Origin of the sequence: Pseudomonas sp. ICMP 10191 (assembly GCF_001467335.1) — a bacterium.
Lineage (GTDB): Bacteria > Pseudomonadota > Gammaproteobacteria > Pseudomonadales > Pseudomonadaceae > Aquipseudomonas > Aquipseudomonas cerasi.
The window spans coordinates 1-514 of sequence record NZ_LKGW01000038.1 but is presented as its reverse complement, the minus strand read 5'-3'; the positions used below and the strand labels follow the sequence as shown (position 1 = coordinate 514).

The following is a 514-nucleotide window of genomic DNA, read 5'->3' as shown; positions in this document are numbered from 1 at the left end:
CCCACCAGCGTCTGGTCGGCATGTTGCTGTTCCACCATCTGGCGCTGGATCACACTTCGCTGGAAGTGGTGGTGGAGGAAATGCAGGCCAGCCTGCAGGGTCAGATCGAGCAATTGCCGGCCCCGGTGCCTTATCGCAACCATGTGGCACAGGCGCGCCTGGGTATCAGCCAGGCTGAACACGAAGCGTTTTTCCGCGACATGCTCGGCGACATCGACGAACCGACTCTTCTCGACAGCCAACTGAGCAGCCGTATACGCAGCATTGCGCGGCAGTTGGGGGTCAGCGCTGCAAGCCTGGCCCACCTGGCATGGGCTCAGGTGGCCGGTCGGGTCTCGGGGCGCGAAGAAGTCGTGTTCGGCACCGTACTGATGGGCAGGATGCAGGGCGGCAACGGTGCCGACCGGGCGCTGGGCATGTTCATCAACACCTTGCCGTTGCGCATCAGCGTCGGCAGCCAGAGCGCTCTGGCGGCGGTCAAGGTCACTCACCAACGCCTCTCGGCACTGCTGGG

The 514-nt window shown here is 64.2% G+C and carries 1 protein-coding gene; it reads left to right on the top strand.

Going from position 1 to position 514, the window contains the following annotated elements; translation table 11 throughout:
- Positions 1 to 514, top strand: a 514-nt coding sequence (locus AO388_RS04950; protein WP_236713896.1) for a condensation domain-containing protein, incomplete at both ends; no start/stop codon positions are given.